This is a genomic window from Streptomyces sp. NPDC030862 (genome assembly GCF_055571835.1).
The window spans coordinates 508,770-532,509 of sequence record NZ_JBVIEN010000005.1 but is presented as its reverse complement, the minus strand read 5'-3'; the positions used below and the strand labels follow the sequence as shown (position 1 = coordinate 532,509).

Below are 23,740 nucleotides of genomic sequence, written 5' to 3'. Positions count from 1 at the left end.
GCCCGTCGCGTGCGTGCGTGCGTACGTCGGTCAGGCGTCGACCTTCGCCATGACGTCGTCGGAGACGTCGAAGTTGGCGAAGACGTTCTGCACGTCGTCGCTGTCCTCCAGGGCGTCGATCAGCTTGAAGATCTTGCGCGCGCCCTCCTCGTCCAGTTCGACCTGCATGGTCGGGACGAAGTTGGCGTCGGCCGAGTCGTAGTCGATGCCGGCCTCCTGGAGGGCGGTGCGGACCGCGACCAGGTCGGTGGCCTCGCTGAGGACCTCGAAGCTCTCACCGAGGTCGTTGACCTCCTCGGCACCCGCGTCCAGGACCGCGCCGAGCACGTCGTCCTCGGTCAGCTCGCCCTTGGGGACGATGACGACGCCCTTGCGGTTGAACAGGTACGACACCGAGCCCGGGTCGGCCATCGAGCCGCCGTTGCGGGTCATGGCGACGCGGACGTCGGAGGCGGCGCGGTTGCGGTTGTCGGTGAGGCACTCGATGAGCACCGCGACGCCGTTCGGGCCGTAACCCTCGTACATGATCGTCTCGTAGTCGGCGCCACCGGCCTCCAGGCCGGCGCCGCGCTTGACCGCGGAGTCGATGTTCTTGTTCGGGACGGAGCTCTTCTTCGCCTTCTGGATGGCGTCGTAGAGCGTGGGGTTACCGTCCGGGTCGCCGCCGCCGGTGCGGGCGGCGACCTCGATGTTCTTGATCAGCTTCGCGAAGAGCTTGCCGCGCTTGGCGTCGATCACGGCCTTCTTGTGCTTCGTCGTAGCCCATTTAGAGTGGCCGGACATCTGCCTGTCTCCTTCGCGTAACCCATTTCAGAACGAACCCCAGAGATCCTACCGGGATCGGTTCAGCGCGCGGCGCGCACCATCTCGACGAACAGACCGTGGACGCGGTGGTCGCCCGTCAGTTCGGGGTGGAACGACGTGGCGAGCGCGTTGCCCTGCCGTACGGCGACGATGTGGCCGTCGTGCTCGGCGAGGACCTCGGCCTGGGCGCCGACCGACTCGACCCAGGGGGCGCGGATGAAGACGCCCTCCACGGGCCCGCCGTCGACGCCGGCGACCTCGACGCCCGCCTCGAAGGACTCGTTCTGCCGCCCGAAGGCGTTGCGCCGCACGATCATGTCGATGCCGCCGAGGGTCTCCTGGCCCGAGCGCGGGTCGAGGATCTTGTCGGCGAGCATGATCAGGCCGGCGCAGGTGCCGTAGACGGGCATGCCCGCCTTGATGCGCTCGCGCAGGGGCTCCATGAGCCCGAAGAGCACGGCCAGCTTGGAGATGGTGGTGGACTCGCCGCCGGGGATGACCAGGCCGTCGACCTCGGCGAGCTCTTCGGGGCGCCGGACCGGCCTGGCCACGGCGTCCGCCGCGGCCAGGGCGATCAGGTGCTCCCGTACGTCGCCCTGGAGGGCCAGGACGCCTATCACGGGGGTGTTGCTCATGGTGTTGTGTGCCTTACCAGCCGCGGTTCGCGTAGCGCTCGGCCTCGGGGAGGGTGTCGCAGTTGATGCCGACCATGGCCTCGCCCAGGTTGCGGGAGGCGTCGGCGATGATCTTCGGGTCGTCGTAGAAGGTGGTGGCCTTCACGATGGCGGCGGCGCGCTTGGCCGGGTCGCCCGACTTGAAGATGCCGGAGCCGACGAAGACGCCCTCGGCGCCGAGCTGGCGCATCAGCGCGGCGTCGGCGGGGGTGGCGACGCCACCGGCGGAGAACAGCACGACCGGCAGCTTGCCGAGCTCGGCGACCTCCTTGACGAGCTCGTACGGGGCGCGCAGCTCCTTGGCGGCGGCGAACAGCTCGTTGTTGTCGAAGCCGCGCAGCTTGGCGATCTCGTTCTTGATCTGGCGCAGGTGGCGGACGGCCTCGACGACGTTGCCGGTGCCGGCCTCGCCCTTGGAGCGGATCATGGCCGCGCCCTCGGCGATGCGGCGCAGGGCCTCACCGAGGTTGGTGGCGCCGCAGACGAAGGGGGTGGTGAAGGCCCACTTGTCGGAGTGGTTGACCTCGTCGGCCGGGGTGAGGACCTCGGACTCGTCGATGTAGTCGACGCCGAGGGACTGCAGGACCTGGGCCTCGACGAAGTGGCCGATGCGGGACTTGGCCATGACCGGGATGGAGACCGCGTCGATGATCTCCTCGATCATGTTCGGGTCGGACATCCGGGCCACGCCGCCGTCCTTGCGGATGTCGGCGGGGACCCGCTCCAGGGCCATGACCGCGACGGCGCCGGCGTCCTCGGCGATCTTCGCCTGCTCGGCGTTGACCACGTCCATGATCACGCCGCCCTTGAGCTGCTCGGCCATGCCGCGCTTCACGCGGGCGGTGCCGGTCTCGGGGGACTGCGGGGTGGTGGGGAGCGTGCTGGACACGAGGGACCTCACTCGAAAGAACAGGGGGTTTTCGACAACAGTGAGGAAACCCGCCCCGGCCAGTCCACATCAAGGGCCAATAGTGAGCCGGTGGCTCGTTTTCGCGTGGGTGACCTGGTTACGGCCGGTCCGCGAGTGCCACGGGGGGCTCGTCGTCCATCTCGAACGCCATCGGGAACGGCGCGTGGCCCGCCAGCCGGAACCAGCGCACCGTGCGGTGCCTGCGCAGCGCGCGCGCCGCCCGTACGGCGTCGTTGTGGAACCGCCGGGCCATCGGCACCCGCCGCACCGCCGCCGCGAGCTCCAGGGCCGCCTCCTCGCCGCCGGGTGCGTCCCGCACCACCTCGACCTGCTCCGGCTCCCCGAACACGGCGCGCAGCGCCTGGCTCAGCTCGCTCTCGGCGACCTCGCGGTGCTCCTCCTCGGCCTGCCGGGCCGCGTGCGCCGCCTCGTACAGCACGATCGACGCCGCCGGGTCCAGCACCTTGGAGGTGGCCAGCTCCTGGGCGACGGAGGCGCGCCGTACGAGCTGGGCGTCGAGCGCGGCGCGGGCGGCGTCGATCCGGGCGTGCAGCCGGTCGAGCCGGCCCGCGGTCCAGCTCAGGTAGAGACCGATCGCGACCAGGCCGACGACGATCCAGATGAGGGTTTCGATCACGGGCGCACAGGCTACCGGGGCGCCGGCATGTGCCCTTCCCACACCGAGCGGTCGTGCGCGAAGAGGACGCGGCTCGGCTCGAACTCCGCGAGCCGGTCCAGCCAGGGCCGGTAGCGGCCCTCGAACTCCTCGGCCCCCTCGGCGCGGGCGCGGCGGGCCATCTCGTCGGATGCGAACTCCGAGGCGAAGTCGTACGCCTGCCCCGCCAGCACCGTGGTGCCTTCGTGTCCGGAGACCACCAGGGACTGGTGCCCGGCCGTGTGCCCGGGCGTCGGGACGACCCGGACTCCCGGCCATATCTCGGCCTCGCCGTCGAGCTCCTCGTAGCGCGCGCCGGGGAAGTCGACGAGCGCGTCGATGGTGTAGTCCCCGGCGCGGGCGGTGGCGAGCTCGCCGCGCTGGACGAGAACGGGGCGGCCCGCGAGGAGCGGGTTCCCGCCGCAGTGGTCGAAGTGGAGGTGGCAGTTCACGACGAGGGCGATGTCGTCCGTGCTCACGCCTCTCGCCGCGAGCGCGGCACCGAGGTCCTTGCGGCGGGGCCGGTAGTGCGCCTCGGCCTCGGGGTCGCCGGAGCCGAGGCCGGTGTCGAAGAGCAGGAGTCCGGCCTCGTGCCGTACGAGGTACGCGAGCACGGGCTCGACGCGCGGGTGCGCTGTGCCCGCCTCGGCGGCGGGGCGGATGAAGTACCCGAGGTCGAGCCGTTCGATGGCGGTGTGCTGTCCCATGCCGTCCATGATGTCTACGCGTCGGCGCGGCGGAAGAGGGCCGTCCACAGGAACGGCTCGCCGAAGTGCGGTGACTTCGGTGCCTCGTCGCGCATGCGGCGCAGCTCGATCTCGGTCAGACCGGCGAAGACGCGACGCAGCGCGTCGGGTGTGTAGGCGAGGCCGCCCCGGAGCCCGCCCTCGCGGTTCTCGCGGCTGGGCCGGTAGAAGGCGGTGTCGGGCAGCTCGGAGCCCATGCCGCCGGGGCCGGCCGCGAAGCACGTCAGGGCGAAGTGGCCCCCGGGCGCAAGAACGCGGTCCAGGAGGGCGAGGTAGCTCACGCGGCGGTGGGGCGGCAGGTGGTGGAAGCAGCCGGAGTCGTACACCAGGTCGTACGGGCCGTCGGGCCGCTGTGCGGTCCAGTCGGCGTCGAAGGCGTTTCCGCAGTGGAAGCGGACCTTCGCCCCCGCCTCGCGGGCCCGCTCCCCGGCCCAGGCGATGGCGGCCGGGGACAGGTCCACGGCGTCCACCTCGCACCCGAGGGAGGCGAGGTAGAGCGCATTGCGCCCGGGCCCGCAGCCCAGGTCGAGGACGCGGGCGCCCGGGGCGAGAAGCCCGCGCTCGGCGTACGAGACGAGGTTCTCGTCCGGCTTGGAGACGAAGAACGGCACCGGCCGGGACCGGTCCGCGTAGAACCCGTCCCACCAGTCGGCCGCCCCGTCCGTCCACCGGTCGACCTCCGGCGCGAAGAGCCCGTCCAGGAGCGCCATGACGTCGTCCACCGTGCGTATGTCCCGGTCCATCCGGTCCCCCTCCCACGTGGTCACGATTTTAGGCCGGAACACGACAAAACCCCAGGTCAGCCGAGCTGGCCTGGGGCCCTGGAGCCGTGTCCACGGGGCTTGCGCGCCGTGTGCGCGCCGGGCCCCCGGCACCCCGCTCCACCGCCCTCCCGCGCCCTGCCGAAGGCCGGGAGAGCGCCTTCCAGGACGGCGCCGGAGCGGCTTTTTCCACGGGCGGCCGACGCCCCTTTCGGCCCCCTCCGATGCCCCCGTTCCACCGCCCGCAGGCCCTGGCGCGCCGGGGCCACACCGTCGGCAGGCCCTGGCCTCGCACCGGGGCCACACCGTGCGCGTGCCCTAGTCCCGCGCCAGCCCCCACCTCGCCCGCAGGCCCCCCACCCGCTCGTCCGCGGCCACCGAGGCCGCGCCGTCCGTCACCGTCTCGTACACCGCCAGGATGTCCGCGCCCACCGTCGACCAGTCGAAGCGCCGCACATGCGCGCTGCCCCGCTCGTGGAGCTCCTGGCGGCGGGCCGGGTCGCCCAGGAGGCGGATCGCCGCGTCCGCCAGGGCGTCCGCGTCCTCGTTGGCGAACAGCTCGCCCGCCGCGCCCTTGTCCAGCACCTGCGTGAACGCGTCCAGGTCGCTGGCCAGCACCGGCGCGCCCGCCGACATGGCCTCGACCAGGATGATGCCGAAGCTCTCGCCGCCCGTGTTGGGCGCCACGTACACGTCCACGCTGCGCAGCAGCCGCGCCTTGTCCTCGTCGCTGACCATGCCGAGGAACTCCACCCGGCGGCGCATGTCGACCGGGAGCGAGGCGACGGCCTCCTCCTCGTCGCCCCTGCCCGCGACCAGCAGCCGGGTCTCCGGCAGGGCCTCCAGGATCCTCGGCAGCGCCTTCATCAGCACCGGCAGGCCCTTGCGCGGCTCGTCGATCCGGCCGATGAAGCCCAGCGTGCCGCCCTGCCACTCCGGCTTGGGGTCGGCCTTGGCGAAGAAGTCGACGTCCACCCCGTTCGGGATGACCACCGCGTCCCCGCCCAGGTGCTCCACCAGCGTCCGGCGGGCGTACTCGCTCACCGCGATCCGCGCGCTGATCTTCTCCAGCGCCGGCTGGAGGATCGGGTACGCCGCGATCATCGCGCGTGAGCGCGGGTTGGACGTGTGGAAGGTCGCAACGATGGGCCCCTGCGCCGCCCAGCACGCCAGCAGCCCCAGCGACGGCGACGCCGGCTCGTGGATGTGGATCACGTCGAAGGTGCCGTCGTGCAGCCAGCGCCGCACGCGCGCCGCCGACAGGAAGCCGAAGTTCAGCCGCGCCACCGAGCCGTTGTACGGCACGGGCACCGCGCGCCCCGCCGAGACCACGTACGGCGGCAGGGGCGTGTCGTCGTCGGCGGGGGCCAGCACGGACACCTCGTGCCCGAGCCGGATCAGGTGGTCCGCGAGGTCACGGATGTGGAACTGGACGCCGCCCGGCACGTCCCAGGAGTACGGGCATACGATGCCGATCCTCACGACGTCACCCGGCCCCGGTCGGGGCCCTGGCCCCGGTCAGGCCCCTGGCCCCGGCCCCGCTCCTCGTCCAGGTCCGCGAGCCACAGCCGCTGCAGCATGTGCCAGTCCTCGGGGTGCTCGGCGATCCCGGTGGCGAAGGCGTCGGCCAGCGCCTGCGTCATGATCGCGGTCTTCTCCGCCCGCGTCCCCGTCTCGGGCACGTCCACCGGCGGATGGACCCGCGCCTTCATGACCGGCGTGCCGTCGTACCAGAGCGTCACCGGCAGCAGCAGCGCACCCGTCTGCTGGGCCAGCATCGCGGGCCCGCCCGGCATCCGCGCCGCCTCGCCGAAGAACTTCACCTCGACGCCCGACGCCGACAGGTCCCGGTCCGCCACCAGGCACACCAGCCCGCCCGCGCGCAGCCGCCGCGCCAGGGTCCCGAACGCCGACCCGCCGGTGTGCGGCAGCACCTCCATGCCCAGCGACTCGCGGTACGCCACGAACCGGTCGTACAGCGACTCCGGCTTCAGCCGCTCGGCCACCGTCGTGAACGGCACGCCCAGCGACCGGGTCACCCACACCCCGGCCAGGTCCCAGTTCGCCAGGTGCGGCAGCGCCAGCACCACGCCGCGCCCGGAGGCCAGCCCGTCCGTCAGGCGGTGGACCTCCCGTACCTCGACGCCGTCCGCCACGCGCCGCGCGCTCCACGAGGGCAGCCGGAAGGACTCCATCCAGTAGCGCATGTACGAACGCATCCCGGCCCGGGACAGCTCGGCCAGCCGCTCCGGCGACGCGTCCGGCACCACGCGCGCGAGGTTGGACTCCAGCCGCAGCACGCCCTTGCCGCGCCGCTTCCACGCCGTGTCGGCGATGCGCCGCCCGAGGCCCACCGCGACCGGCTCGGGCAGCTTCTTGACCGCCGCCCAGCCCAGCCCGTACAGCGCGTCCGTCAGCCGGTCCTTCGCCCCGCTCATGTGGCCTCACTCCCCCGCGCCCCGGCGGCGTCCGCCTCCGCAGCCTCGCGCCGCACCGTCACGACACGCTGCCCCAGCGTCACCGCGCTTCCCACGGCCACCAGCCACAACGCGATCGGCAGCAGCACCTGGACGCCCGGGACGCCGAAGCCGTGCAGTCCGGCGAGACCCGCCGCCACCAGCGAGACGACCAGCCGCTCCGCGCGCTCGACGAGGCCGTTGACCGCCACCGGCAGGCCGATCGACTCGCCCCGCGCCTTGGTGTACGACACGACCTGGCCGCTGGCCAGGCAGAAGATGGCCACGGCACACAGCACATTGTCGTCGCCCTGGCCGGCGTACCACAGGGCGAAGCCACCGAAGATGGCCCCGTCCGCGACCCGGTCCAGGGTCGAGTCCAGGAAGGCGCCCCAGCGGCTGGAGATCCCGGCCTGCCGGGCCATGTTCCCGTCCACCAGGTCCGAGAACACGAACAGCGTGATGACGATCGTGCCCCAGAAGAACTCGCCCCGCGGGAAGAAGACCAGCGCCCCGGCCACCACCCCCGCCGTGCCGATGAGGGTCACGGCGTCGGGGCTCACTCCGCGGCGGAGCAGAAACGCGGCGAACGGTGTGAGAACACGCGTGAAAAACGCACGCGCGTACTTGTTCAGCATGGCCTTCCCGAGGGTCGGTGGGCCGCGCGGCCCCATCGGCCGCCGGCTGGCCCATCGTAGCCAGCACCGCCCCGCCCACACCCCGGGGCACCACGCACCCCACGTGGCATCGGCGAGTACCCGATGCGCGACGCACCCGTATGTCTGTCGTATGGACGCGGCCTGACCGGAGTGGAAAGCTCGAAAGACCACCGCGGGCACCGCCGGAGCTGCCCCGTTTGAGGGTCGCTCCCCCGCGCCCGCGCCCCCCACCTCCACCGTGCACGCACCGTGCACCGGCGATCAGGAGGAAGAAATCATGGGCGACAAGGCGAACACCCACCCAGGAGCCGCCGGCAGGGCTCTTACGGCCGACCAGCCCGCATCGGTACGGAATGTGGTGCTGGTCGGCCACAGCGGATCCGGTAAGACCACCCTCGTCGAGGCCCTCGCGCTGACCGCCGGCGCGGTCAACCGGGCAGGACGGGTCGAGGACGGCGCCACGGTCTCCGACTACGACGAGATCGAGCACCGTCAGCAACGCTCCGTACAGCTCTCCCTCGTCCCCGTCGGCTGGGACGGCTACAAGATCAACCTGCTCGACACCCCCGGTTACGCCGACTTCGTCGGGGAGCTGCGGGCCGGCCTGCGCGCCGCGGACGCGGCCCTCTTCGTCGTATCGGCGGCCCAGGAGGCCGACGCCGTCGCCGGCTCCACCCGGATGGTGTGGGAGGAGTGCGCGGCCGTCGGCATGCCCCGCGCCATCGTCGTCACGCACCTCGACACCGCGCGCACCGACTTCGAACGGCTCACCCAGGTCCTCGCCGACATCTTCGGCGGCGACGACCCCGACGCCATCCTCCCCCTCTACCTGCCCGTACTCGGCCCCGAGGCACCCGACGGGCACGCCCCCGCCACCGGACTGGTCGGCCTGCTGACCCAGAAGATCTTCGACTACTCCTCCGGCGAACGGAGGGAGAACCCACCCGACGACACCCAGCGCGACCTCATCGCCGAGGCCCGCAACCGGCTGATCGAGGGCATCATCGCCGAGAGCGAGGACGAGACCCTCATGGACCGCTACCTCGGCGGCGAGGAGATCGACCTCAAGACCCTCATCGAGGACCTGGAGAAGGCCGTCGCACGCGGCACCTTCCACCCCGTCCTCGCCGCCGCCCCCGCCGCCCCCGGCGGCAAGCAGGGCCTCGGCACCGTCGAACTGCTGGAGCTGATCACCCGCGGCTTCCCCACGCCCCTGGAACGCGAGGCACCCGCCGTCACCACCCCGGACGGCGCGCCGCGCCCGGCGATCACCTGCGACCCCGACGGGCCGCTGGTGGCCGAGGTCGTCAAGACGGCGTCCGACCCGTACGTCGGCCGGATCTCGCTGGTACGCGTCTTCTCCGGGACCCTGCGCCCCGACGAGACCGTCCACGTCTCCGGGCACGGCCTCGCCGACCGCGGCCACGAGGACCACGACGTCGACGAGCGCGTCGGGGCCCTGTCCGCGCCCTTCGGCAAGCAGCAGCGGCAGATGAACCACTGCATCGCCGGCGACCTGTGCTGCGTGGGCAAACTGGTCCGCGCCGAGACCGGCGACACGCTCTCCGCCAAGGACGACCCGCTCCTCATGGAGCCCTGGACCATGCCCGAGCCGCTGCTGCCGCTCGCCATCCAGGCCCACAGCAAGGCGGACGAGGACAGGCTCTCCCAGGGCCTCGCGCGCCTCGCCGCCGAAGACCCCACCATGCGCCTCGAACAGAACCAGGACACCGGTCAGGTCGTCCTGTGGTGCCTCGGCGAGGCCCACATGGACGTCGCCCTGGAACGGCTGCGCACCCGCTACGGCGTCCAGGTCGACGCCGTACCCCACAAGGTGGCCCTCCGCGAGACCTTCGCCGACAGGTCGGCGGGGCGCGGACGGCACGTCAAACAGTCCGGCGGACACGGCCAGTACGCCATCTGCGAGATCGAGGTCGAACCGCTGCCCCAGGGTTCCGGCATCGAGTTCGTCGACAAGGTGGTCGGCGGCGCCGTGCCCCGCCAGTTCATCCCGTCCGTCGAGAAGGGCGTACGGGCCCAGGCCGCAAAGGGCGTCGCCGCCGGGCACCCGCTCGTCGACGTACGCGTCACCCTCCTCGACGGCAAGGCTCACTCGGTGGACTCCTCCGACGCCGCCTTCCAGACCGCCGGCGCCCTGGCCCTGCGCGAAGCCGCCGCCGACGCCCGGATCAACCTCCTCGAACCCGTCGCCGAACTCCAGGTCCTCGTCCCCGACGAGTACGTCGGCCCGGTCATGAGCGACCTCTCCGGCCGCCGGGGCCGCGTCGTCGGCACCGAACAGGCCGGGCCCGGGCGGACCCTCGTCCGCGCCGAGGTGCCCGAGCTGGAGATCGGACGGTACGCCGTCGACCTCCGCTCCATCTCCCACGGCACGGGCCGGTTCGACCGGACGTACGCGCGCCACGAGCCCATGCCCGCGCACGTCGCGGAGAAGGTCCGCGAAAAGACCGAAAGCTGACCCAAATCCATCCCGAATCCATCCCGAATCGATCAGCCGCCCACCGCAACCGTCCCGAGGACCACCCGCGGTGGGCGGCATTCGGCCGTCTCCGGACACCGGCCCGTACACCCCGATAGGCTGTACTGCTCGGCTCAGGGCGGCCACCAGGTGTGCCGGGCACGGTCGTTGGGAAGGCCGCAGAGCGGACAGCTGTGAGAGGTGGGGGCGGCGGCAGTGACGACGATGGACAGTTTCAGCCCCGGGGCGCAGGTCCCGATCCAGGGCTCGGCCGGACAGATGGCGGCGACGCACGCGCTCGCCTCCGCCGCCTACCGCGACGACAAGATGGAGAAGATCCTCGACGCCAACAACGAATGGCACGAGTCGACGGTGAAGAAGGGCAAGTTCTCCCTCTTCGCACCCAACCTCGGTGAGGCCTTCTCCCGTGCCGTACAGGTCCGGATGCTGGGCGGCGCCCGCAAGCCGCTGATCCAGTCCTTCGGCGCCGAACCCCAGACGGTCGTCGAGCACTGCCTGGCCGCCACCAACATCCGCAGGCGGCGCGACAAGCTCCTCACCCTGATCACCGTCTTCTTCGGCGTCGTCTTCCTGCCCGGCATGCTCGCCTGGATGACGGTCTTCCAGGTGCGCAGCGCCCTCGCCAAGACCTCCGCCGACAAGAAGGGCGCCGGCGCCCTGGGCACCGGCCTCCTCGTCGGCATGGGCATCCTCGCCGTCCTCTTCCTGCTCCGGCTGCCCTTCACCGGCTTGCTGGGGCTCTACCTCCGCATCATGATCGTCGCCCCGGTCGTCGGCTGGTTCCTCGCCAAACGCGTCTGCGAGCGCACCGCCAAGGACCTGCGCGCCCGCTGGGACTCCCTCCTCAGCGGCGGTGGCGGCATCGGCCCCAAGATCCCCGAAGCCGTACCCCAGGACCCCAACGAGACCGCCGCCGAAGAGCTGCGCCGGTCCCTGGAGAAGCTCACCGCCGAGCAGCGCTCCAACGTCGTCTTCTACGCAGGCCCCAAGGGCATACTCGGCATGGGCACGCGCTGGGGCAGCTGGCACCTCGCCGAGGAGCTGATCCCCAAGGAGGGCAAGGAGATCCACGCCTTCCGCACCTGGGACGTGATCCGCCCCATCCACGACCAGCTCAAGATGCTCGAACGCGGCACCCTCAAGACCGGCTTCCCCACCCCGTCGGTCAGCCACTGGATCGTCTCCCCCGTCGGCGAGGGCGCCAAGGAGGTCGCGCGGCCCGAGGGCGAGGACGTCGTCGCGTACCAGGTCAAGCCGCACGAGATACAGCGCATCTGCAACGAGAACCAGTTCGGCAAGGGCAACCGCCACTACCTCGGCGTGCAGTTCGTCCTCTGGGACGGGCAGCTGGTGCTCACCATGATGGTCACCGTCACCGCCCTGCTGCACACGCTCCGCATCGAGGTCACCGGCCACGCCCTCGGCCCCGTGCACTCGCTCTTCACCACGAAGCCGGAGGCGCCGAAGAAGGAGGTCTCCAAGACCGTCCGGTTCTGGGAGACCAAGGAGGTGCTGCTGCCGCTGATCACCAACGACGAAGTCGTACGGCTGGCCGTCCGCGCCCCGCTGACCTGGTTCCCGCCGGTCCTCGACTTCCTCGGCGGCAAGCTCGTCCTGCCCGAGCCCTTCGGCCTGCGGCACGCCTGGGCCGCCCAGCCCTGGCGCCACCGCTTCATGGCCGACGACGCCATCCGCGCGGCCACGCCCGTCCTGCGGGCGGTCCACGCCGCGACCATCAAGATGCTCGACGATCACGGCGTGGACACGGAGCGCTTCACCAACCGCTCGATGGTGCTCAGCGGGTTCGTCCAGGACCCGATGCCGAAGAAGGCGGACGTGTACGACGCCTGACTAGGCGGTCGGCGTCGGCCAGGCGTCGGCGAGCATCCGGCGGGTGTCCGCGAGGAGTTGCGGCAGCACCTTGGTGTGGCCGACGACCGGCATGAAGTTGGTGTCGCCGCCCCAGCGCGGCACGATGTGCTGGTGCAGGTGGGCGGCGATCCCGGCGCCGGCGGCGCTGCCCTGGTTCATGCCGATGTTGAACCCGTGCGCACCGGAGGCGGTGCGCAGCGCGGTCATGGCCTGCTTGGTGAACACCGCCAGCTCGGCGGTCTCGGCGTCGTCGAGCTCGGTGTAGTCGGCCACGTGCCGGAACGGGACGACCATGAGGTGCCCGCCGTTGTAGGGGTACAGATTGAGTACGGCGTACACCTTCTCGCCCCGCGTGACGATCAGCCCGTCCTCGTCGGACTTCGCCGGGATGGTGCAGAACGGACAGCCGTCGTCGGCCCCGGGGCCGGTGGGCTTGTTCTCGCCCTGGATGTACGCCATCCGGTGGGGCGTCCACAGGCGCTGGAACGCGTCAGGCGTCCCGACTCCGATCTGCTGCTCCGGCTCAGTCGTCATGCGAGCCAGCATATTCGCTGGCGTGCGGGCGGATGCGGCGAGGGGCGGACCCGTCTGGGACCGCCCCTCAGAACCCCCGCGGGTGCGGGGACCACAAACGCTGACCCCGATTCTGGATCTCCTGCATCGGGCCACCCCCGCTTATGCGGGGAACGTGTCACACCTGTACCCGGCGCTCCACCACATCAACGATCTTCGCGATCGCCTGGTCACGGGGAATCCCGTTCTCCTGCGAACCGTCTCGGTAGCGGAAGGAGACCGTGCCAGCCGCCATGTCGTCGTCGCCGACGATGATCATGAACGGAACCTTCTGCTTCTGCGCGTTCCGGATCTTCTTCTGCATCCGGTCCGAGGACGCGTCCACCTCGACCCGCAAGCCCTTCTTCTTCGCCTCGGCGGCGAAGTCCTGAAGGTACGAAACATGCGCGTCACCGACCGGGATGCCCACCGCCTGGACCGGAGCCAGCCAGGCCGGGAAGGCGCCCGCGTAGTGCTCCAGGAGCACGGCGAAGAAGCGCTCAATGCTTCCGAAGAGCGCCCGGTGGATCATGACGGGCCGCTGCTTGGAGCCGTCGGCCGCCGTGTACTCCAGGTTGAAGCGCTTGGGCTGCTGGAAGTCGACCTGGATGGTCGACATCTGCCAGGAGCGGCCGATGGCGTCCCGCGCCTGCACCGAGATCTTCGGGCCGTAGTACGCCGCGCCGCCCGGGTCCGGGACCAGCGGCAGGCCCTGCTTCTCGGCCGCCTGGCGCAGCGCCTCGGTGGCCTCCTCCCACTCCTCGTCCTCGCCGATGAACTTGTCGGACTCGGGGTCGCGGGTCGACAGCTCCAGCTCGAAGTCGGTCAGGCCGTAGTCGCGCAGCAGGTCCAGGACGAAGGTGAGGAGCGAGTCGAGTTCCTGCGGCATCTGCTCCTTGGTGCAGTAGATGTGCGAGTCGTCCTGGGTGAAGCCGCGGGCGCGGGTCAGGCCGTGCACCACACCGGACTTCTCGTACCGGTAGACCGTGCCGAACTCGAACAGCCGCAGGGGCAGCTCACGGTAGGACCGGCCACGCGCCCGGAAGATCAGGTTGTGCATGGGGCAGTTCATCGCCTTCAGGCGGTAGTTCTGCCCGTCGAACTCCAGCGGCGGGAACATCGCGTCCGCGTAGTTCGGCAGGTGCCCCGAGGTCTCGAAGAGCTGCTCCTTCGAGATGTGCGGCGTGTTGACGAACTCGTAGTCGGCGTCCTCGTGGCGCTTGCGCGAGTACGCCTCCATCTCCCGGCGGACGATGCCGCCGCGGGGGTGGAAGACGGCCAGGCCGGAGCCAAGCTCCTCCGGGATGGAGAAGAGGTCCAGCTCGGCACCCAGCTTGCGGTGGTCGCGCTTCTCGGCCTCGACCAGGAAGTCGAGGTACGCCTTCAGCTCGTCCTTGGACGGCCACGCGGTGCCGTAGATGCGCTGGAGCTGCGGGTTTTTCTCGCTGCCGCGCCAGTAGGCGGCGGCCGAGCGCATCAGCTTGAACGCCGGGATGTTGCGGGTGGTGGGCAGGTGCGGGCCTCGGCACAGGTCGCGCCAGCAGAGCTCGCCGGTCTTGGCGTCGAGGTTGTCGTAGATGGTCAGCTCGCCGCCGCCGACCTCGGCGTCGGCGCCCTCGGCGGCCTGCGCGGCGTTGCCCTTGAGGCCGATGAGTTCCAGCTTGTACGGCTCGTTCGCCAGCTCCTCGCGGGCGGCCTCATCGGTGGTGACCCGGCGCGAGAACTTCTGGCCTCGCTTCTGGATCTCCTGCATGCGCTTCTCGATGCGCTTGATGTCCTCGGGGGTGAACGGCTCCGCGACGTCGAAGTCGTAGTAGAACCCGTCCTTCACCGGCGGGCCGATGCCCAGCTTCGCCTCGGGGAAGAGCTCCTGCACGGCCTGCGCCATGACGTGCGCGGTGGAGTGCCGGAGGATGTTCAGGCCGTCCTCGGAGGAGATCTCGACCGGCTCGACGGTCTCGCCGTCGCGGACCTCGTACGCGAGGTCCTTCAGCTCGCCCGCGACGCGCGCCGCGACGATGGTGCGCTCGCCGGCGAAGAGGTCGGCGGCGGTAGTGCCCGTCGTCACCACGCGCTCTTCCCGCTCGGAATCGCGTTGGATGATCACACGGACGTCTGACACCGGTCTCTCCTGCCTGAAGGGGAAGCGCCGCATTCGTATCGCGCGCGCCGTACCGAATGGTACCGAGGGACCGACTCCGCCCGCGAAACGGTTTCCCCTTCCGTCCCCTCAGTCGGCGGGCGCGTCCGCCTCCCCGAAGAAGCCCAGGTTCTCCTGGAGGGACTTCATCAGCCGGTCCCGCTCCGCCTCGTCGACCTGGACGAGTACGACGTCGGAGGCGTCCGTCAGCCGCCGGAAGCCGCCCCGGCTCTCCAGCCGCCCGGTGACGCGGAGGGGCAGGCCGTGCAGGTGGGCGTGGCCGGCCGTGCGGTACGCGTCCTCGTCCAGGGCCACCCGTACGTGCGGTACCTCCGCCCCGGCGAGCACCCGGAGCCGTACGGTGCCCGGCCCGCGCGGTCCCGACCGGCGGAGGCGTACGACCGCTCCGGTGAGGCGGACGGGGACGGAGGGCTCGTCCTGGAGGTAGCGGGCGCCGGCCTCGCGCAGGGCGGGCAGGTCCCCGGGCGAGAACTCGACCGGTTCGGGGCGGGGCGCGCACCCTTCGGGCGCGCCGGCGGCGGGGGCCCAGGCGAGGGTGATCGCGGCGCCTTCGGCGCCTCGTACGAGGGCGATGAGGGCCTCGGTGAGCTCGCGGCTGGCGCCCGCCTCGACGGCGGCGTCGAAGGCGTCGTGGCGTCCGGTGGCCCGCTGGTAGTCGACGGCCTCGCGGGTGGCGTACAGGGCGTGGTAGAGCCGTGCGGTGACGGCGCGGGCGGGGTCGACGGGGACGAAGGCGGTGAGGCCGCGCCCGCCGGGCGCCGCCGCCACGAGGACGCCGTCCAGGAGGGCCTGGGCCTGCCGCCGGTGGCGTGCGCCGTGGTAGCGGGCGCGACCCCGTACGGCGAGGGCGCCGGCGAGGAGGATCTGGCGGGCGGCGGAGCGGAACTGCTCCTGGGCGGTCCAGGTGGCGGTGGAGGAGGGGCCGGGGGGCGTGTCGCGCCACCAGCGGATCTCGTCGCTGGGCACGGTGAGGCCGACGAGCACCTCGCGGGCGGAGGGCGCGGGGCAGCGGGCGAGCGCGGTGAGGGCCTCGCCGAGGAGGTCGTCGCAGTCCGGGAAGGCGCGGCTCTCAGGGACGAGGAGGCTGATGGGCGTGGTGCCGGGGCCCGGCGGGGTCCACCGGCTGTAGCGCCCGGTCGCGCCGCCGCGGCGCCGCCAGCCGTGCCGGCCGAGCAGCGCGCCGAGGACGAGGGGGTCGACGCGGGCGGGGTCGAGGGCCGGGCCGGGGGTACCGGCGGCGGGGCCGGGGGCCGCGCCCGTCCACGGGGACGGGACTCCGGTCACGGGGTGGGGGTGGGGGTGGGGGTGGGGCCACATGGGCTCGTCGGTCGGCCGGTGCATCAGGGTCTTCCTCCCGCCCCGACCCGGGCCATGATGTCGCACAGTGCCCGGTCGTCGAAGATCCGTGTGGTGGGGATGCGCACGGTGGTGCGGCGCCTGCCGGTGACCGGGTGGCCCGCGAGGTTGGTCCAGTAGCAGCAGTGCCGCAGGTCGAGGCGGTCGTGGTCGGCGCGCAGCCATTCCTCCCGGACCCTGGGGACGATCATCACGACCAGGATCTTGTGCACGGCGACGGGGGTCCGGGCGAGCTTCACCAGGTGCTCGTTGTCGAGGGTGAAGGAGAACGTCGGCCCCGGGGGGTGCGGCGGGATCTGGTACGTGGCCTTGAGCTGCACCTTGACGGTGACTTCGTCGTCGACCACGTGCCCGGGGGCGCTGTGGCTGACGTGCCAGTCGATGCCGTTGTCCGGGAAGGGCTGGGAGAGCGAGCAGCCGGCGGCGGCCGCGACCGCGTGGAGGTAGCCCACTTGGAGGGTCTCCATGCAGGCGGTGGTGGCGAGTGCGCCCCGCAGCGGTGCGATCTGCTGGGGAAGCAGCCCCCCGGGTTCGGGCTGCGCGAGCGCCATGGCTCTTCATGCCTTCCAGGCGACGACGGGGCGTCAGTTCGACCACCCCTCACCTGTGTTGTCACCGCGTTGCGTACGGTGCAAACGGCGCGGGTATCACCGTTCCGGGCAGATGGCATGACGCCATGTGCCGGGCACGCGCGAGGAGTTCGGGGTATGACGCTCTGGTACGAGGGGCCCCTGGCCGCATTCGACACGGAAACCACGGGAGTTGACGTCGAGCGGGACCGGATCGTGTCGGCCGCCGTCGTCGTTCAGGACACCGCGGGCGGGCGGGTCCGGGCCACGCGGTGGCTGGTGAACCCGGGCATACCGGTGCCGCGGGAGGCGACGGAGGTGCACGGCCTGACGGACGATCACCTCCAGCGCAACGGGCGCTGGCCCGCCCCGGTGATGGAGGAGATAGGCCGGACGCTGGCGGAGCACTGTGCGGCGGGGCGGCCGCTGGTGGTGATGAACGCGCCGTTCGACCTGACGCTGCTGGACCGGGAGCTGCGCCGCCATCGCGCCTCGTCGTTCGCGCGCTACCTGGAGAACGCGCCGCTGTGCGTGCTGGATCCGCGGGTGCTGGACAAGCACCTGGACCGCTACCGCAAGGGCCGGCGCACCCTGACGGACCTGTGTGCCGAGTACGAGGTCCCGCTGGAGGGGGCGCACGACGCGGCGGCGGACGCGGCGGCGGCGCTCGAGGTGGTACGGGCGGTGGGCCGGCGGTTCGCGGCGCGCCTGGAGCGGCTGTCGCCGGCGGAGCTGCACGCGCTGCAGGCGGTGTGGCACGCGGCGCAGGCGCGCGGGCTGCAGGCGTGGTTCGCGCGCAACGGGTCGGAGGAGGCGGTGGATCCGGCATGGCCGTTGCGTCCGGAGGTGCCGGCGGCGGCCGCGTAGCCCCGGCCTCCCGTGGGACTCTCCCGTGGGACACGAAAAAGCCGGTCCGTACGGTGACGGACCGGCTCTTCCCGGCGGTGGGCGATACTGGGTTCGAACCAGTGACCTCTTCGGTGTGAACGAAGCGCTCTCCCACTGAGCTAATCGCCCGGGAACGCACTGAACCATACAGGTCCGGGTGCGTTTCCTTCAAACCCGTTACGACCCCGGACCGCGTGCGCCGGGTGTACTCATGCGCATCTGAGTACGAGCACCGATGCCGCGGCGGCGTGACGGGCACCACACTCCGCATATGAACAACATTCCGCCGCCCGCACAGGAGCTCGCGCTCGTCGAGCGTGAGCTGGCTCAACTGGATGCGCGCCGCGCGCAGTTGCTGGCACGCCGGGCCTGGCTGCTCAGCGTGCTCCACGCCCCTCTTCCGCCCGTTCCGCCGGTGGCGGGGCGGGAGGCCTCGCCGCGCAGCGCGCAGAACGTGCTGCTGACGCTGGGCGGGGCGCTGCTGACGGTGGCCGCCGTCGCCTTCACGCTGGTCAGCTGGGGTCACTTGGGCATCGCCGGCCGCGCCGCCGTCCTCGGTGTCGTGACGGCCGTGGCGCTGGCGGCGCCGGTGGCGCTGCTGCGGCGGGGGCTGGCGTCGACCGCGGAGTCGGTGGCGGGGCTGGGTCTGGTGCTGATGGCGCTGGACGCGTACGCGCTGCACCGGGTGGCGCTGCCGGACGCGGGCGGCCTGGGGTACGCGGCGGTCGCCTCGGGTGTGCTGGCGGTGCTGTGGGCCGGTTACGGCACGGGGGTCGCGCGGCTGCGGCTGCCGCTGCCCGCGGCGGTGGCGGCGGCGCAACTGCCGCTGCCGTTGGGGGCGCTGGCGGCGGACGCGGGGGCGTTGTCGGTGGCGTGGGCGCTTCTGGTGACGGCGGGACTGGACGCGGTGCTGGCCCTGTGGGCGCGGCCGACGCCGGCGGTGCGCGGGGTGGCGTGCGCCGGGGCGTGTGCGGCGGGCGCCTGGGTGGTGCTGACGGGTGTCCGGCTGTCGGTGGTGGCGGGCGGCTCCGGTGGGGCCGTGCTGCTGCTGGGGGCGTCGGGCCTGGCGCTGTACGTGGCGTGGCGCACGGCCGCGCTCCGGGAGGACGTGGCGGTGGTGTGCGCTGCGGCGGCGGGCCTGGCGGCCGTGGCCGGTGCGGGCGGGTTGCTGCGAGGGGTGCTGCCCGCGGGGTGGGTGGTGCCGGGGTACCTGCTGTGCGCGGTGGCCGTGGCGGCGGTGGCCGGTGCCGGGCGGGTGCCGGGTGGTGTGCGGCTGGGGCTGCTGGGCGCGTCGGGCGTGGTGCAGGGCCTGTCGGTGGCGTGGGCGGCGGCGCCGCTGATGGCGGCCGTGGCGGGGCCGGGCCGGGGAGTGCCGTGGTCGACGCCGGTGGTGCTGGTGACGGTGGCGGCGGTGCTCGCGGTGGTGCGGTGGACGGCGGCCCGTTCGGGCGCGCTGATCGTGGCGTCGGCGGCGGCGCTGTCCCTGCCGGAGGCGGTGCGGCTGCCGTACGCGGCGTCCCTGGCGGCGCAGTTGGTGCTGACGGCGGTGCTGCTGGCGCTGGTGGCTCGCCCGGAGGCGCTGGCGCGGCGGCTGCCGCAGCAGGGCGAGGCGGGCGCTCCGGGTGGTGTTCCGGCGGCTGTGGCGCTCGGTTGCGGGCTGGCGTCGGCCGGGGCCGCCGCGTGGGCGGCGAGTGCCGGGCCGGTGGCCTCCGTGGTGGTGGCCGGGGTGCTGGCCGCACTGTTCGCGGGCGCGGCGCTGGCGGCGGTGGCGCAGGGCGTGGCCGTACGGGCGGTGGCGGCGTGCGTGGCGGTCGTCGCGGCGGCCGGGTGCGTGGGCGCGGGCGCCGGGCTCGCCGCGCTGTCCGCGCACGGCACGGCTCTCGCGCTGCTCGCGGTGCCCGCGGCGACCGTCGCCGTGGGAGCGCGGCTGCGGCTCCACCCGGTGGCGCTGCCGGTCGAGCTGACCGGTGCGGGCGCGGCGGTGGTGGCGGTGGGACTCGCGGCCGGCCGTCCGGCGCACCTGGCGCTCGTGCTGGCGCTGTGCGGCGTACTGGCGGCGGCCACGGCGCTGCGCCCGGAACGGCGCCCTGTCGCCGGGTACGCGGCCGTGGTGCTGTGCGTGGCGGCGACGTGGGTGCGGCTGGCGGCCTCGGGGGTGTCGGTACCGGAGGCGTACACGCTCCCCGTGACGGTGCCGGCCCTGGTGGTGGGCGTGCTGCGCAGGCGGCGCGACCCGGAGGCGTCGTCGTGGGCGGCGTACGGCCCGGGGCTGGCCGCGACGCTGGTGCCGAGCCTGTTCGCGGCGTGGGGTGACGCTCAGTGGGCGCGGCCGCTGCTGCTCGGGCTGGGGGCCCTCGCGGTGACGCTGCTGGGGGCGCGGCTGCGGCTCCAGGCGCCGCTGGTGCTGGGTGGTGCGGTGCTGGCGCTGGTGGGGCTGCACGAGCTGGCGCCGTACATCGCGCAGGTGGTGGGTGCGCTGCCGAGGTGGCTGCCGCCGGCCCTGGCGGGGCTGCTGCTGCTCGCGGTGGGCGCGACGTACGAGCAGCGGTTGCGGGACGCTCGCCGGCTGCGCGAGAGGGTGGGCCGGATGCGCTGACGCAGGGACGCGGGCGGGCCGGGTACGCCGGAGGCCCGGAGACGTGATCACGTCTCCGGGCCTCCGGTCCGGGTGGTGGGCGATACTGGGTTCGAACCAGTGACCTCTTCGGTGTGAACGAAGCGCTCTCCCACTGAGCTAATCGCCCGGGCGCACCGCAAACATTACCGCATGTCAGCAGGTGCCTCCGACCACCCCGGGAGGGGCCGGTGAGGGTTGTCCCGTCAGCGGGGGATCTTCCACGGCATGACGATGCCGTACTTCCACACGTAGACACCGACGAGCGCGGCGATGATCACCAGGCCGATCGTCGTGAGGATGATGTTGCGCCTGCGTACCTTCGGGTCGAGGGCGCGCTGCGCCGCCTCGGTGACCTTCCGCTTCGTCCAGCGGAGCACCAGCTGCGCCCAGACGAACTCGGTGGCCCAGATGGCCATGCCGCCGAAGATCACCACCCAGCCCGGGCCGGGCAGCGGCAGCATCACGATGCCCGCCCCGACCACGGCGAGGCCGACGACGAACACGCCGACCTGCCAGCTGAGGTGCAGCGTGCGCCGCGCCTTGATGAAGCCGGGTGCCCGCGAACCGAGCGCCGGTTCGTCGGTCTCGCGGCCTGTCACGTCCCCCGTGGCGGGTTCCGGAGCGGCCGGTTCGGCGCCTCTCCCCCGCTCGTCACTCTCCGCTTTCATGAGGCCCAACCTACCGGACGAGGCGGGGGCACCGGAATGGCCGTATAACCACCGGTTACACACCGCCATATGAGGGAGCTCAACCATCACAAAACAGACAGAGGGGTTTACAACGGCACCGTAGGTGGCATGTCGATTTCGCCGACGTGCGAATCCCCGAGCGCACACTGAGCGAAAGGCCCTGGCGCTTATGAACACCACGGTCAGCTGCGAGCTGCACCTGCGCCTCGTTGTGTCGAGCGAGTCCTCACTGCCTGTACCGGCGGGCCTGCGGTATGACACGGCCGATCCGTATGCCGTGCACGCCACCTTCCACACCGGAGCCGAGGAGACGGTCGAGTGGGTGTTCGCCCGCGACCTTCTCGCCGAGGGGCTGCACCGCCCCACCGGAACCGGCGACGTCCGAGTCTGGCCATCTCGCAGCCACGGCCAAGGCGTCGTCTGCATCGCGCTGAGCTCCCCGGAGGGAGAAGCCCTGCTCGAGGCCCCGGCGAGGGCCCTGGAGTCGTTCCTGAAGCGGACCGACGCCGCCGTCCCCCCGGGCACCGAGCACCGACACTTCGACCTCGATACGGAGCTCTCGCACATCCTGGCCGAAAGCTGACCGGCTGACGAGCTGAGCGGCTGAGCCAGGCCGAGAGCCGCACGGCGCCGTCCGACTCGGGGCGACGGCGCCGCGCGGACAACCCCACACGGCCACCGACAGGCTGTACAGGACGGACACCCGCGCCGTCACGGCGAACCCTCGCCGTGACGGCGCGGTCGTGTTCCGCCCACTCCGTGAAGCCCGCGAAGCCCCCGAAGCCCGCGAAGCCGGTACGAAACCGGCACACATCCGGTGGCGCGCGCACGAGCCGCTAGAGTCGGCGCCACATGCGGCGGGCGCCCGCCCACCGCATCAGGCCAGGGAGCGGAGCGGAATTCGTGCTGATCCCCCACGACACCCGGATCGCCCTCGACACCGTCGTCGACTTGATGAACACGGCGCCCGAGGGCGGGCGGGACGACATACTCGGGGACGTCGCCGCCTTGTACGCGTTCGTACGCGACCACGACGTCAGCGGCGTCGGCGAGCTCGACACGCGGGATCTGAAGGCGGTCCAGGACGTACGGAAACGGTTCGCCGAGGTGTTCGCGGCGCCCGACGCACACACCGCAGCCGACCTGATCAACCAGCTGGTGGCCGCGGCCGGCACCACACCGCAGCTCACCGACCACGACGGCTACGACTGGCACGTGCACTACTTCGCGCCGGGCGCGTCGGTCGCCGACCACCTGGCCGCCGACTGCGGCATGGCACTGGCGTTCATCCTGGTCGCGGGCGAGCGGGAGCGGCTGCGGCGCTGCGAGGCGCCGGACTGCGGGCGGGCCTTCGTCGACCTGTCCCGCAATCGCTCCCGCCGCTACTGCGACAGCCGTACCTGCGGTAACCGTCTGCATGTGGCGGCGTACCGGGCCCGCCGCAAGGAAGCCACGACCGGCTGATCCGGGGTCACAGCAGGAACAGGTCGTGGACGGCGGCCATGAGCAGCAGGCCGCCGATCACCCCGAGGAAGATCATCAACGGGGGCTGGGACAGCGCGAAGAGGCAGCCGCGCGGCTCTTTCGTGGTGGCGGGAGGACGCTCCCGCGAGGTATCCAGCATCTCGGGGCCGATGATGGCGCAACCGGGTGCCCGATGATCGGGGAACCGCCCTTCCAACACGCTTGTGGGGGACGCCGGTTCCTCAAAGGTCCCTCAGCCGCTCGTCAGATGCCGTGTTTTTTGAGGATGGCCTCGATGTCGCTGAAGTCGTCGGCGGGGCCGGACTTCCCGGCGGGCCGGCCCGTGCCTCCGGCCGCCAGGGAGGGCGCCGAGGCACCCGGGGCGACCGGGCCAGGGGCGCCCGCGTCCGGCTGCGCGCGCCTGCCGGCCCTGCGCCGCTCGACGGCCCTGCCGGTCGCGAACAGCAGCCACGCCATGCCGAGCACGCCGAAACCGGCCCACGCCACCGGGCTGAAGGCCGTCCCGGCCAGCCACTCCACGGCGCCGGTCATCACCAGCCCGAGCGGGACGAGCGCGTAGGCGGCGATACGGGTGGCGGCGAGGAACCGCCTGCGGTACGCGGCGATGGCCGCGATGCCCAGCCCTGCCGCCGACACGGCGGAGCAAACGGTCTCGGCGAGCATCCGGTCCTCCAGGGCCTGGGCGGTGAGCGGGGTCGTACGTCTTCGGGTCGTACACCCTCGGGTCATACGTCCCCTCCATCCTGCACCGGGCGCGCATCCGGCGGCCACGGTCCCCGGCCAACCTCAGGGAGATCTCCGGGTTGGGGACCCGCGACCCCTGCTGGAAAACTGGTCTCATGACTGACTCCCCCACCGACAGCACCACCGACCACACCGCCGACCGCGCCGCCGGCCCCGTCGTCCTCGACGTCTGGTGCGAGCTCCAGTGCCCCGACTGCCACGCCGCGCTGGAGGACCTGCGCGCCCTGCGCGCCCGCTACGACGACCGGCTGGAGGTGCGGCTGCGGCACTTCCCGCTGGAGCGGCACCAGCACGCCTACGCTGCGGCGCAGGCCGCCGAGGAGGCGCTGGAGCAGGGCAAGGGCTGGCCGTACGCGGAGGCGGTGCTGGCCAGGACCGAGGAGCTGGCGTCGCGCGGGGAGCAGCTGCTGCTGGAGGTGGCGGCTGAACTGGGCCTGGACACCGAGGAATTCGACACGGCGCTGATCGACGGCCGGCATCTGCTGGCCGTGGACGCCGACCAGGCCGAAGGCAAGGCGATCGGCGTCACGGGCACGCCCACGTACGTGATCGGTGGCGAGCGGCTGGACGGCGGCAAGAGCCAGGAGGGTCTGCGCGAGCGCATCGAGGAGATCGCCGACCGGCTCCTGGCCCAGGCCTAGG

The 23,740-nt window shown here is 72.3% G+C and carries 23 protein-coding genes and 2 tRNA genes; 7 read left to right on the top strand and 18 right to left on the bottom strand.

Annotation, left to right across the window (positions count from 1 at the left end; translation table 11 throughout):
• Positions 1–30 precede the first annotated feature (30 nt).
• The 9 genes from ACZ42X_RS16975 to pgsA form a co-directional block, all read right to left on the bottom strand.
• Positions 31–783 carry a YebC/PmpR family DNA-binding transcriptional regulator gene (locus tag ACZ42X_RS16975; protein WP_344362458.1) on the bottom strand — a complete coding sequence of 251 codons (753 nt, stop codon included), beginning with the start codon at positions 781–783 and terminating at the stop codon, positions 31–33.
• Positions 784–845: 62 nt separating this feature from the next.
• Positions 846–1,439, bottom strand: coding sequence for a pyridoxal 5'-phosphate synthase glutaminase subunit PdxT (gene pdxT / locus ACZ42X_RS16970; RefSeq protein ID WP_468290006.1), 594 nt, complete (start codon positions 1,437–1,439; stop codon positions 846–848).
• A 13-nt stretch (positions 1,440–1,452) separates the two neighbouring features.
• Positions 1,453–2,301, bottom strand: coding sequence for a pyridoxal 5'-phosphate synthase lyase subunit PdxS (gene pdxS / locus ACZ42X_RS16965; RefSeq protein ID WP_468290173.1), 849 nt, complete (start codon positions 2,299–2,301; stop codon positions 1,453–1,455).
• A 184-nt stretch (positions 2,302–2,485) separates the two neighbouring features.
• The gene (locus tag ACZ42X_RS16960) at positions 2,486–3,025 is read right to left on the bottom strand and encodes a hypothetical protein (protein ID WP_361428867.1); all 540 of its coding nucleotides are present in this window, start codon (positions 3,023–3,025) and stop codon (positions 2,486–2,488) included.
• An 11-nt stretch (positions 3,026–3,036) separates the two neighbouring features.
• Positions 3,037–3,750 carry an N-acyl homoserine lactonase family protein gene (locus tag ACZ42X_RS16955; protein WP_468290002.1) on the bottom strand — a complete coding sequence of 238 codons (714 nt, stop codon included), beginning with the start codon at positions 3,748–3,750 and terminating at the stop codon, positions 3,037–3,039.
• A 14-nt stretch (positions 3,751–3,764) separates the two neighbouring features.
• Positions 3,765–4,532: a class I SAM-dependent methyltransferase gene (locus ACZ42X_RS16950; protein ID WP_468289999.1), complete on the bottom strand. Its 768-nt coding sequence runs from the start codon at positions 4,530–4,532 to the stop codon at positions 3,765–3,767.
• A gap of 336 nt (positions 4,533–4,868) precedes the next feature.
• Positions 4,869–6,032: a glycosyltransferase family 4 protein gene (locus ACZ42X_RS16945; RefSeq protein ID WP_468289996.1), complete on the bottom strand. Its 1,164-nt coding sequence runs from the start codon at positions 6,030–6,032 to the stop codon at positions 4,869–4,871.
• Complete coding sequence (locus ACZ42X_RS16940) at positions 6,029–6,988, bottom strand: phosphatidylinositol mannoside acyltransferase (protein ID WP_468289993.1); 960 nt, start codon at positions 6,986–6,988, stop codon at positions 6,029–6,031. Before ACZ42X_RS16940 ends, ACZ42X_RS16945 begins: the two co-directional genes overlap by 4 nt.
• The gene (gene pgsA, locus ACZ42X_RS16935) at positions 6,985–7,644 is read right to left on the bottom strand and encodes a phosphatidylinositol phosphate synthase (protein WP_468289990.1); all 660 of its coding nucleotides are present in this window, start codon (positions 7,642–7,644) and stop codon (positions 6,985–6,987) included. Before pgsA ends, ACZ42X_RS16940 begins: the two co-directional genes overlap by 4 nt.
• A 298-nt stretch (positions 7,645–7,942) precedes the next feature.
• Here pgsA and ACZ42X_RS16930 point away from each other — a divergent pair, with 298 nt between their 5' ends.
• Both ACZ42X_RS16930 and ACZ42X_RS16925 read left to right on the top strand, forming a co-directional pair.
• Positions 7,943–10,144 (top strand): elongation factor G-like protein EF-G2, encoded by a 2,202-nt coding sequence (locus tag ACZ42X_RS16930; RefSeq protein WP_468289987.1) that lies wholly within the window; start codon positions 7,943–7,945, stop codon positions 10,142–10,144.
• A 225-nt stretch (positions 10,145–10,369) separates the two neighbouring features.
• Entirely contained in the window at positions 10,370–12,016 is a 1,647-nt protein-coding gene (locus tag ACZ42X_RS16925; protein ID WP_468289984.1) for a hypothetical protein, read from the top strand.
• Here the strand turns inward: ACZ42X_RS16925 and ACZ42X_RS16920 are convergent, their stop codons facing one another.
• The 4 genes from ACZ42X_RS16920 to ACZ42X_RS16905 all read right to left on the bottom strand — a co-directional run bounded on the left by ACZ42X_RS16920 (position 12,017) and on the right by ACZ42X_RS16905 (position 16,657).
• On the bottom strand, positions 12,017–12,583 hold the full coding sequence (locus ACZ42X_RS16920) for an HIT family protein (RefSeq protein WP_468289981.1): 567 nt from the start codon (positions 12,581–12,583) through the stop codon (positions 12,017–12,019).
• Between the two features lie 145 nt (positions 12,584–12,728).
• Positions 12,729–14,711 (bottom strand): threonine--tRNA ligase, encoded by a 1,983-nt coding sequence (gene thrS / locus ACZ42X_RS16915; protein WP_468289979.1) that lies wholly within the window; start codon positions 14,709–14,711, stop codon positions 12,729–12,731.
• Between the two features lie 108 nt (positions 14,712–14,819).
• On the bottom strand, positions 14,820–16,091 hold the full coding sequence (locus ACZ42X_RS16910) for a hypothetical protein (protein ID WP_468289976.1): 1,272 nt from the start codon (positions 16,089–16,091) through the stop codon (positions 14,820–14,822).
• Entirely contained in the window at positions 16,091–16,657 is a 567-nt protein-coding gene (locus ACZ42X_RS16905) for a DUF4365 domain-containing protein (protein WP_468289973.1), read from the bottom strand. Before ACZ42X_RS16905 ends, ACZ42X_RS16910 begins: the two co-directional genes overlap by 1 nt.
• A 156-nt stretch (positions 16,658–16,813) precedes the next feature.
• Between ACZ42X_RS16905 and ACZ42X_RS16900 the strand changes: the two genes are divergently transcribed.
• Positions 16,814–17,542, top strand: a complete 729-nt coding sequence (locus tag ACZ42X_RS16900) for a 3'-5' exonuclease (RefSeq protein ID WP_361428891.1) — start codon at positions 16,814–16,816, stop codon at positions 17,540–17,542.
• Positions 17,543–17,620: 78 nt separating this feature from the next.
• Here the strand turns inward: ACZ42X_RS16900 and ACZ42X_RS16895 are convergent.
• A tRNA-Val gene (locus ACZ42X_RS16895) sits at positions 17,621–17,692 on the bottom strand.
• Between the two features lie 142 nt (positions 17,693–17,834).
• Between ACZ42X_RS16895 and ACZ42X_RS16890 the strand changes: the two genes are divergently transcribed.
• Positions 17,835–20,159: an SCO7613 C-terminal domain-containing membrane protein gene (locus ACZ42X_RS16890; RefSeq protein ID WP_468289970.1), complete on the top strand. Its 2,325-nt coding sequence runs from the start codon at positions 17,835–17,837 to the stop codon at positions 20,157–20,159.
• A 73-nt stretch (positions 20,160–20,232) separates the two neighbouring features.
• On the opposite strand, the gene ACZ42X_RS16885 is transcribed toward ACZ42X_RS16890, so the two are convergent.
• Both ACZ42X_RS16885 and ACZ42X_RS16880 read right to left on the bottom strand, forming a co-directional pair.
• A tRNA-Val gene (locus ACZ42X_RS16885) sits at positions 20,233–20,307 on the bottom strand.
• Positions 20,308–20,383: 76 nt separating this feature from the next.
• Positions 20,384–20,848, bottom strand: coding sequence for a TIGR02611 family protein (locus ACZ42X_RS16880; protein ID WP_468289967.1), 465 nt, complete (start codon positions 20,846–20,848; stop codon positions 20,384–20,386).
• A 190-nt stretch (positions 20,849–21,038) separates the two neighbouring features.
• Between ACZ42X_RS16880 and ACZ42X_RS16875 the strand changes: the two genes are divergently transcribed.
• Entirely contained in the window at positions 21,039–21,452 is a 414-nt protein-coding gene (locus ACZ42X_RS16875; RefSeq protein ID WP_003959770.1) for an SsgA family sporulation/cell division regulator, read from the top strand.
• Positions 21,453–21,772: 320 nt separating this feature from the next.
• On the top strand, positions 21,773–22,333 hold the full coding sequence (locus tag ACZ42X_RS16870) for a CGNR zinc finger domain-containing protein (RefSeq protein WP_468289962.1): 561 nt from the start codon (positions 21,773–21,775) through the stop codon (positions 22,331–22,333).
• Positions 22,334–22,340: 7 nt separating this feature from the next.
• Here ACZ42X_RS16870 and ACZ42X_RS16865 read toward each other — a convergent pair whose 3' ends face one another.
• Together ACZ42X_RS16865 and ACZ42X_RS16860 are read right to left on the bottom strand one after the other, a co-directional pair.
• On the bottom strand, positions 22,341–22,493 hold the full coding sequence (locus ACZ42X_RS16865; RefSeq protein ID WP_355368378.1) for a hypothetical protein: 153 nt from the start codon (positions 22,491–22,493) through the stop codon (positions 22,341–22,343).
• 104 nt (positions 22,494–22,597) lie between these two features.
• Positions 22,598–23,017, bottom strand: coding sequence for a hypothetical protein (locus tag ACZ42X_RS16860; RefSeq protein WP_468290170.1), 420 nt, complete (start codon positions 23,015–23,017; stop codon positions 22,598–22,600).
• A gap of 176 nt (positions 23,018–23,193) precedes the next feature.
• Here ACZ42X_RS16860 and ACZ42X_RS16855 point away from each other — a divergent pair, with 176 nt between their 5' ends.
• Positions 23,194–23,739: a DsbA family protein gene (locus ACZ42X_RS16855; RefSeq protein ID WP_468289958.1), complete on the top strand. Its 546-nt coding sequence runs from the start codon at positions 23,194–23,196 to the stop codon at positions 23,737–23,739.
• The last annotated feature ends 1 nt before the right edge of the window (position 23,740 follow it).